The organism is Nocardia sp. NPDC051911 (assembly GCF_040681035.1).
Taxonomy (GTDB): domain Bacteria; phylum Actinomycetota; class Actinomycetes; order Mycobacteriales; family Mycobacteriaceae; genus Nocardia; species Nocardia sichangensis.
In genome coordinates this window covers 1-8,373 of sequence record NZ_JBFAXY010000077.1, presented here as the reverse complement: position 1 = coordinate 8,373, position 8,373 = coordinate 1, and the positions used below count along the sequence as shown (strand labels likewise).

General features: G+C 62.4%; 8 protein-coding genes and 1 pseudogene. 4 read left to right on the top strand and 5 right to left on the bottom strand.

Annotated features, from left to right (window positions below; genetic code table 11):
- Window positions 1–277: 277 nt before the first annotated feature.
- Both AB0L97_RS38140 and AB0L97_RS38135 read right to left on the bottom strand, forming a co-directional pair.
- Window positions 278–583, bottom strand: a complete 306-nt coding sequence (locus tag AB0L97_RS38140; RefSeq protein ID WP_364439837.1) for a hypothetical protein — start codon at window positions 581–583, stop codon at window positions 278–280.
- Between the two features lie 427 nt (window positions 584–1,010).
- Window positions 1,011–1,439 carry a hypothetical protein gene (locus AB0L97_RS38135; RefSeq protein WP_364439834.1) on the bottom strand — a complete coding sequence of 143 codons (429 nt, stop codon included), beginning with the start codon at window positions 1,437–1,439 and terminating at the stop codon, window positions 1,011–1,013.
- A 1,186-nt stretch (window positions 1,440–2,625) separates the two neighbouring features.
- On the opposite strand from AB0L97_RS38135, the gene AB0L97_RS38130 reads away from it, so the two are divergent.
- The 3 genes and pseudogenes from AB0L97_RS38130 to AB0L97_RS38120 all read left to right on the top strand — a co-directional run.
- Window positions 2,626–3,459, top strand: coding sequence for a hypothetical protein (locus tag AB0L97_RS38130; protein ID WP_364439831.1), 834 nt, complete (start codon window positions 2,626–2,628; stop codon window positions 3,457–3,459).
- Window positions 3,456–3,716 (top strand): hypothetical protein, encoded by a 261-nt coding sequence (locus AB0L97_RS38125; RefSeq protein ID WP_364439829.1) that lies wholly within the window; start codon window positions 3,456–3,458, stop codon window positions 3,714–3,716. Before AB0L97_RS38130 ends, AB0L97_RS38125 begins: the two co-directional genes overlap by 4 nt.
- Before the next feature lie 267 nt (window positions 3,717–3,983).
- Window positions 3,984–4,580 (top strand): annotated as a pseudogene (locus AB0L97_RS38120) (transposase); the annotation flags it as partial.
- Between the two features lie 1,086 nt (window positions 4,581–5,666).
- On the opposite strand, the gene AB0L97_RS38115 reads toward AB0L97_RS38120, so the two are convergent.
- Entirely contained in the window at window positions 5,667–5,819 is a 153-nt protein-coding gene (locus AB0L97_RS38115; RefSeq protein WP_364439826.1) for a hypothetical protein, read from the bottom strand.
- Window positions 5,820–5,826: 7 nt separating this feature from the next.
- Window positions 5,827–6,243 carry a hypothetical protein gene (locus AB0L97_RS38110; RefSeq protein WP_364439823.1) on the bottom strand — a complete coding sequence of 139 codons (417 nt, stop codon included), beginning with the start codon at window positions 6,241–6,243 and terminating at the stop codon, window positions 5,827–5,829.
- A 404-nt stretch (window positions 6,244–6,647) separates the two neighbouring features.
- On the opposite strand from AB0L97_RS38110, the gene AB0L97_RS38105 reads away from it, so the two are divergent.
- Entirely contained in the window at window positions 6,648–7,856 is a 1,209-nt protein-coding gene (locus tag AB0L97_RS38105; RefSeq protein ID WP_364439820.1) for a cytochrome P450, read from the top strand.
- 278 nt (window positions 7,857–8,134) lie between these two features.
- Here AB0L97_RS38105 and AB0L97_RS38100 read toward each other — a convergent pair.
- Window positions 8,135–8,373, bottom strand: a 239-nt coding sequence (locus AB0L97_RS38100; RefSeq protein WP_364439817.1) for a transposase, incomplete at its 5' end; no start/stop codon positions are given.

The window sequence follows — 8,373 nt, the reverse complement described above, 5'->3', positions numbered from 1 at the left end:
TTCGACAACTCATCGACCACGAGTCGAACATCATGCAGCACAGTCGATTCCGGCACAACGTGAACGAATCACAACCACGTAAGACACGGTCTAAGCCGAGCGGGTTGGGTCGGACCGTGAACGGAAACCGCCTTACTCGCGGCTTTCTCTGAACGCTGGCGCTGTGCGGCGGACGCCGGCGCGGTCGGACCGGTGACACTCTCGCGCGATGACGTAGCCGGGCCCCCGCCTTCCACGACACATAGGGTCCAGCGGCCCCAGATCTATGGCGGTTCAGTCACCCGAGTTCCGCTGCCGATACCGCCCTGAAATGCGTGAACGAGGTCGTGAAACGGCTAGACTCCGGGACCATGCGCAGCAGCGTATCGCCTGCCTTGACCAGACCCCTGCCATCATCTCGTGGAGGATGACGAAGATGGACGCGCTGCCGATGTTTACGACTCGCCAGGTTGCTGTACCACATTTCGGGATGACCGGCCCAGATGTCGCGTCGGGCAAACTCGTCCAGCACCATGGCCTTCATCCGTTCGCTCGAGAGGCGCGCGGGAAACCACATCAACCGCTCTGCATCGAATTTGCCCATTCCGCACAGTCGTTTGCACTCGTATACGCCGACCCGCCCGAGATACGGCCGCATGGTGCGCTGCCGCGGATGCAGCGCTCCGTCCGCGGCGGCCTTGGCACCACATCCACGCCACCAACCCAGCCACCGGCATCCGCATCTACTCCAACGGCGGCCTGCGTACCCCTACCTGGTAGGCACGGCTGGCCGAAATCCCGTGCATCATAACGATCTTCGCCATCGACGGCCTGGCCACCAACGGCGTGTACCGGCGCAAGGTCGACATCGACAAAGATCTGGCCAACGCCGCCGCGTTCATCGACGCCAGCGGCCACGCCCAGCGCGACTACATCGCCTTCGCCCACAACGACCACGAGATCGACACCGCCACCGCACCCGTGCCAGAAGACCGCCCGCTTCGCGGCCGCTGTATGAACCTGCACCCGCACTACGCCCCGGTGACGGCATCGACGCCGCGCCGATCTACGACCGCACCGGCGCGGTCGTGGAGGAAGTGCGGCCACCGGCCGATGAACGGCTCGTCAACGAGGTCGTGCTTTGAGCGCGCAGCATCGAAGCCCGCGCCGAATAATTCGAGCGATTCTTCGACACCCGCACCATCCATTGCCCGGCCCTGGACTCCCACGCAATCTTCGTCTCCGCGACCGGACACATGTACCCATGCTGCTGGCTCTACGTCCAAGCGACCCTGCCCGAGCTGTATCGCGGTCAAGCCCCCACCAACGCTCGGGTCCAAGACCTGCTCACCGCCTCCGGCAGAGCCACCACCCTCGACGCCGCCAAGCACCCGCTCGATGAAATCCGCACCAGACGAATTCTTCACGGCCGTGGAACGCAGCTGCAGCACCGATGCCATTGCTGGCGGGAAAACTCAAGGTGTGCTCCCGGGTCTAAGGCCCGGAAGTTGCCGGGCGGCGGATGCGGTTGTTCTGCGCGTGGCTGGCGTGGTCGTGGTTCCGGGTGGTGATCCCTTCGTGGGGTCGAACCTGCATCGTCGCAAAACACCCTGCGCCACAGGCTCAATCGCGGTGGTGACCGCCAACTCAACCGCGCATTCGAGACCATCGTGCGCGTTCGCCTCAACTTGGCATCACGATTGCGAGCCACCCGGACGACATGGTCACGGAACTCGCGGGAGTAGGGCTTGGCCACAGCGGCATCCATTCTGCTCGCCTGGAAGCAAGCCGAATCAGTTGTCACCTATCCGTGCAGCAGTCCCATCGATATCTGACCTCCCCGCTGAATCACTCACCGTCCGGTTGGGCTCCTAGCCTGCGTACGTCGTCGTCGTGTTGCTGCCGATGCGGCACCTGCCCTGCCGAACGTAGAATGTTGCTTGCCTACGGGTTCCGGATGGCGACCAGGCTCGGGAGATCCCGCTTTCCGGCAACAACGTCGGCCGGTGGACAAGGACGCCAACCACCGTAGGTGAGTGCAAATTAGTACCTGACAATTAACTCAGCTTTACAATGAAGATATTTCGTCGGCCGGATGCAAATACGCCCGCGAAAGCGATGTCAAAGCTGACCCTACCCGCCAACAGATTACACGCCCGCCGATTGCTAGGTTTGTCGTGCAGCACTAAGGTCTCGGCTTTATGTTCCAGCGAGTATCAAGTCGCACACCCGATACGCCTGACGCTTGCAAAGTCGTTGCCGAGTAAAAGGCGTCGAAGCAAATGCAAGGACTACCCATGACTGCCATCGATGAGGATCTATTCAAGGCAGGTATGCGCGGGCCAACTGCAGGCGTGAGAATTATCTCCGCTCGCAGCTATCCAAGGGGCGTCGCAATCCAACGCGACCCACCACGGCCCGGCCGCCGTAGCCGCCGACAGCTGCCCCGACGCCGCGGGATATTCTCACGCCCGAGGCGCTTCGGTGTCTCCGGTCAGGGCCCCTTCACATTTCGGGGGGTCGACAGAACAACCGCACTCGCGCAGATGCGATTCGCTCGAATTCGATAGAGGGAAGTTTGTTATGCGTTCAGGCCGAGGCATGAACTGACCGAGTTGCACGATGGACGCAAAGTGGGGGGAGGCTATGGGGAAGCTTCTCGGCGGAATGGTTCGCGTCTTCAGGAAGTATGCGGAAGCGCAGTCAGCTCCGCTGAACGATGCCGCCGACGGGTTGCGAGCTTACTTGTCACGGTTAGGTGTCTCCGACGAGGCGGGCGCCCGCGCCCTCAGCGCCTTAGCCGAGCCTTTCTCTGAACGAGGGCCGGAAGCTCATCTGACGTGGGATTCGCCAGACACATTCTTGAGAAATATTTACGGGGATCTTTACCACACCGATCGCTCCGACTCGGCCCGCACCCACGCCCGTTTGCTGGCTGGTGTGCCAGAGGGATGGCACCAAATTGTAGCAGCTCATATGAGAGAAGGTGAGACGCCCCATGCCGGGATCTGGCTCGGACATGGCAGTGTGCTGGAACTCGGTCATCCATTCTTTTCACCTGAAAAAGGGTTCGCCGGAGAGAGCAAGCCGGGGGACGACGCTTTAGGCGCGTATAATACGCAGTTTAAATCCATGCTTGTCGGTGGTAGTCCAGGCATGTACTCCACGATATCGCGGCACGAATTAGGCCACGCTCTGGATCACGCTCTCGGCTGGCCGAGCCTTTCACCGGCATTCACCGAAGTCCACCGCGAGGTTCTCCGTCTCATAAAAAAGAGGGATCCCGAAATTGCCGCGCATTTCGCTGCGGAGGGCCGTGGGCAGGAAGAACTGTTTGCCGAAGGCTTCCCCTGGTTCCACCACATCCAATCACCAGGGTTTGGCAGCACCGCGAAACCGGCTTTCATGTCTTCTGTTGACGCCGCCCGCCATATGGCCGGCTATTATGACGCTTTGGGATCGACGTTGGGCATCGCATGAGTGAGGAACATCCCCTGGCCCGGCGGCTGCACGACGGGCGGATACTTTTGCGCTACTTCACACGAGAACCCGACGGAAGTATGATCGACGGCGTGGTCGCCATCGATCCCGACGACCCGGCATACGGGAGCTGGGACGCCGAGATAACGCGCTGGGAGCACGGCCCGAAGCCCCTCGACTACTCCCTCGACTACGAACCCATCGACTACGAGAAATTCCCACTGCTTCCGGATACACAATTCCGCGACGGCGACTGACCGCTGGCCGACTGCACGCGTGTGTCGAGTGAGCAGCCTATCGGAGCAGTTGCTGTAGCGACTGATAGCGTCAGTGACAGGCCCACTGCGACCGGCGCCCGGAAGCAATCGGCGACGAAAACGACGGGTGTGGTGACCGCAGCCAGCGGACCGTTGCCAATGTCGCCACCGTTGCCGTCGGGCTATTCACCGCCCGGCCCGGAAGTCCGACTTTTCGAGGACCTCTTACGTGGGTGTGATCCGTTGTCTGACATAATGTAGCCCGCGGTGGACGGGACTACTCAACGGCTGGTTCCGGATGCGTTGTGGTACATAGCTAACCACTGCTCCCCGAGTTCACGTCCAGGCCGCAGGGCGGCGGAACCGCTCCGGTGGATGAGCGTGCGGCGTTCACTGCTGTGGTGTTCGTGTTGACCAGCGGTTGCGCATGGTGGCATCTGCCGCCATCGTTCGGGGTCAGCGTTCCCACCGCCATCGCCGGTTCATGGTCTGGGCTGATGCCGAGGTCGACGCGCTGCGTCCACAGATCCTCGGCCGGCTCGGCACCACCTGTGACACCGACTGGAGCGCGGCGGCGATCCTGGACGCGGCGAGCGTGCGGGCGAAGAAAGGGGATCGCTGCCCGGTCGATCGCGGAAAGATGGCTCCAATCTCCACATCGTATCGGATGCGAACGGGATACCGCTCATCAGCGGTGTTACTGCCGCGATCACTCATGATTCGGTGATGCTGCATCCGATGGTCGAGTCGATCCCGGGAGTCCGGTCGGCCCGCGGCCCGCGTCGCGAGAAACCCGCCAAACTACGGGCGGACAAAGGCTGCCACTTCGGCATCCACCGTCGCTGGCTCCGCGCCCGTGGCATCGCGGCGCAGTATCTGCGACCCCGCCCAGATCGCCCTAATGGCCGATCACCGGTTGGGTCACTCCGAATCGTCGGTACGGGCGCCAGCGGCGTGCTGATGCGCTCCCGCGATCGTCGAGTCTAACCCTCGAATGGAGCAGCGGTGCTGTCGAGAGTGCCGTCTACCGCCTGAAGGCGATTGCTTATTTTCGTCATGGTGCCTTCGACCGCGCTTGAGCTCTGCGGCAGGGGCCGACTGTTGCGGACGGCGTCGTAGTTCGTGACCTGACCGTCGGCGAAGCTCCGGAGTTGCGGGATACTATTGGCTCTGGCCTGACTCATTCATGTGTCGAGTTAGCGGATACACTGCTGCGCCCCCGGCGACATCATCACCATGGAAGTTCCCGGCTCTGAGCGCGCGGCAGGCGCATTCCTCACCGCTGGTGTCTGGGTGGTCCCGGTGCCGAGCGATGCCGACGGTCTGCGTGTAGACCGCCTGCCGGACAGTATCAAGGCCGTGCCTTATACCCCAGCACGACAACTTCCAATCGGTGCCCGCCTGCAGGCGTCACGTCGCGTACAACTCGTTTCGCCAGGCGTGCGGGTGTACTCATCATCCAAGACGACTACGACGGCGAATTGCACTACGACACCGCCTCTGCCGCTGTTGGCCGCAGTGTCCCGGACGTCGCCGTCCATCTCGGCATCACGAGCAAGATCCTCTCGCCGAGCTTAGGGATCGACTGGCTCGTCGCCGCGTCAGATATCACCGAAAGGCGTTGTCACGCAACGCTAACAAACCGGCTCATGCCCAAGCACCACCGGCCAACGAGTACTCACCGAATTTGCCCGCCACGGTGATCTCGCGCAACAGCTGCGCTGACTGCGCCAGTGGATCCAGCTCAACCGAACAGCGTGCCGTGGCCGCGGGTCGAGCGCGCGGTGTGGCGCTCGACGGACTGTCGCGCCACCACCTTGCGGCACAACAAACATCCACTGGCCACGGCAGCTGGTCCGCATATCTTCGCAGTCGCCCTCGGCTACACCGCACTGAGCTGGAGATGTCCACCGCCATTTCGATTGCTGGAGAATGCCTGCAGGCTCAGGTTCAGCTGAACAGTCGGGCGACGAACGGCACGCTGTCCGGTAGCGAACCCGCGACGGTCGCGTTGTGATCCAGGCCGGGATAGATGTGGAACTCGGGCCGGACGCCGTTGGCCTGCGGGTCGGCGACCAGCTTCGCGGTCAACGGCGCGGGCACATCGGTGTCATTGGTGCCTCTGGCCCATGAACAGCGGGCGGTCGTATCCGGTCATCGGCACATCCATGATCGGACGTGCGGTCGCGGCGAAGTCGCCATCCAAAAGTGGGCGGGAGAATAGCTGATTCAGGGTGATGCCCTCGGCGCGCTGGGCTAGGGGTGTGAAGCACAGCGTCTGGGCCGCGTCGACCAATTTCTTGCCGACGGAGGTGAGGTAGCTGTCCAGGTCGAAGTCCGGGCGTGCCGCCTTCAACCCGTTCATCACGTACGTCGCGGTGGCGGTCAGGCGCGACGACTGGATCGTAGGTGTCGACGGGCCGACCAACGTGGACGCGTCGACGATATTCGAAGCGGGTGCGGTGGCGACCGCACCGCGATAGTCGAGTTCCGAACCATATTTCGTGGCCAGCGACGCGGTGAACACCAAATATCCCTGCAGCCGAGGCGATCTCGCATGCCGCCCGCCGCGCCCGCAGCGCACGAGCTCGGCTCCGCGGCGTTCCTGTCGCGTCGTGGCCGCGTTCGCCCGATGAGGTCCGTTCCTTCCGGGGACTGTCGTCAACGGACCATGCGGCCGACCTCTCGGATTCACAAAACACCCTCCCAGTAAAGAGTGTGAATCGCAATCTTGCCCGCTATCACGAAGCATGCAAGGAAAGCAGAAAACTATAACTTAATACGTGTCGGCTACGTATTAGTCGCCATATGATGCATACGTATATTCACACGATCGGAAATGGGGTATGCACTATTCGCTCGATACCATGCTACACTCGCGCGGCGCCCAGCTTGGGGCCGCCAAGTAGTGTGTGATCATAGGGGTTTGTTATGCCCGAAGCCAGCGCGATAGAAGACCTCCCGTTCTTGGACGTGATGAGTCCGGAATTCCTCAGCGACCCGGAACGAGGTACCCGCGAGCTGCGGCGGAAGTACCGGGCGGTGAGGACTCCTTTCGGAGTCGAGATCCTGGGATTCCCGGAGAGCGTCGAGATGTTCCGCGACGAGCGCGTTACGCAGAACTTTGAGAAGCAGATGGCGATGCTCGGGCTGCCTTCGGGCTTGGCGTACGACCATATGACCCACCAACTGGGCAACCAGGAGGGTGCGAATCACCATCGGCTGCGCAAGCTGATAATGCCGGCGTTCAGCACCACAGCGATGGAGCGGCTGCGTGACGCCGCCCGCTCCGTCTTCATCAACATGGTGGACGCGTCGGTCGTCGACGGCGAGGTGGAGTTCGCGTCCGAGGTCAGCGCGCATTACCCGAGCGTGGTGTTCTGCCGCTTCCTGAACGTCCCCGACGAAGAGGCGGCGACGCTCGCGCGCATCAACCGATCGATCTTCAAGATGTTCTGGCGCGACCCGGCGAACCGGGACGAGATCGAAACTGCTTTTCAGGAGTTGACGGAGTTCGTCTTCCCACTGATTGAGCAGCGGCGGAAAGCACCAGGCGAAGACTTCATCTCTCGGCTGATCCAAGCGGAGGAGGAAGGCAGCCGGCTCACGACCGACGAGATGGTCGACATGGTGAAGGTGTCGCTGTGGGCGGCGGTGGACAATATTGCGCACACCATGAACAGCATGGTGTCGCTGTTCGCGGAGCACCCCGATCAGTGGGAGATCCTGCGCACCCGTCCTGAGCTGATCCCCGGCGCGGTGGAAGAGTGCATGCGCCTGCGGCCTCGCTTCACCCGCATCCCGTGCTATGTCTCTCAGAATCTCGAGCTCGCCGGAGTTCACCTCCCCGCCGGCAGCTGGGTGAGCGCGATGGTAGTCGCCGCTAACCGCGACGAGCGAGTCTTCCCGCAACCCGACCGGTTCGACATAACCCGGACACCGGTGTCACCGAACATGAACTTCGGAGCCGGGCGCCATACCTGCTCTGGCATCCACCTCGCGCGCGTGCAGCTCCAGGAGACCCTCGGCGTCCTCGTGAGGCGCTACCTCCGGATCGAGATCACCAGAGAGGTGGTCTACCACCGATCGCTTCAGACATACGGCATCGATCGGCTGCCGGTGCGTTTCACCGCGGTCTGAGCCGGCCTCCTCGAACCGGCCAGACACGAGGTGGGCATACCAGTGGGCGACGGTATGTGAGCAGCGGTTTGGCACACATACGGTTCAGGTGTTCCACGAATGGAACACCGCCGAGCGCATCGACAAAGCCGAATCCGATTCTGGCAAGCGGACTTTCACCCTAAAGAGCTTGTCGCGCTGCTCGGCTACGCCGACGAACAGGTAGTGCGCATCCGGAAGCCGGGCGCAAGGGCTGGCTGTCGGCGCGTTCCGCGACGCCGCGCTACTAAGAGCATGTCTCATGTGGCTGATTTGGCGAGTTTCTTGTAGCAGGTCAGTGCCGCAGCGAGGGTGAGGAAGGCGAGGAAGTGGGTGGCCTTGCGGTCGTAGCGGAGGTTGAGGCGGTGGTAGCCGGCCAGCCAGGAAATCGTGCGCTCGATCACCCACCGGTGACGGCCGAGGCGCTGGGAGGATTCGATGCCGTTGCGGGCGATGCGGACGCCGATTCCGCGGTTTCGCACCCATCGCCGCAGTTCGG